At 39.0% G+C, this 292-nt stretch carries 1 protein-coding gene; it reads left to right on the top strand.

Annotation, left to right across the window (positions count from 1 at the left end):
• Positions 1–292, top strand: a 292-nt coding sequence (locus GFJ99_RS13990) for a hypothetical protein (RefSeq protein WP_162524037.1), incomplete at both ends; no start/stop codon positions are given.

Genomic DNA, 292 nt, shown 5'->3' with positions numbered 1-292 from the left:
TTTTAGTAACGCCAGTTGTACCTACAATAGCAACAACAGCGCCAACTTGTTTGGCAGATGGTTTTAGTGAAATCAGTAATTACGATGGTGCATTAACGTATGTATTTACACCAGCAGGACCATCAGTAGATGCAGCAGGATTAATATCAGGAATGATGTTAAATACTATGTACGAAGTAACGGCATCTAATGCTACTTGTACATCAGCAGCGTCAGCTCAGTTTAGTAATTTACCAATTTTAGTAACACCAGTTGCACCTGTAGTTTTAGAAACAGCACCAACGTGTTTAGC

Source organism: Flavobacterium sp. LMO6, from assembly GCF_009495795.1.
Classification (GTDB): Bacteria; Bacteroidota; Bacteroidia; order Flavobacteriales; family Flavobacteriaceae; genus Flavobacterium.
The sequence above is the reverse complement of the archived record's forward strand: the minus strand, read 5'-3'. Positions and strand labels throughout refer to the sequence as shown.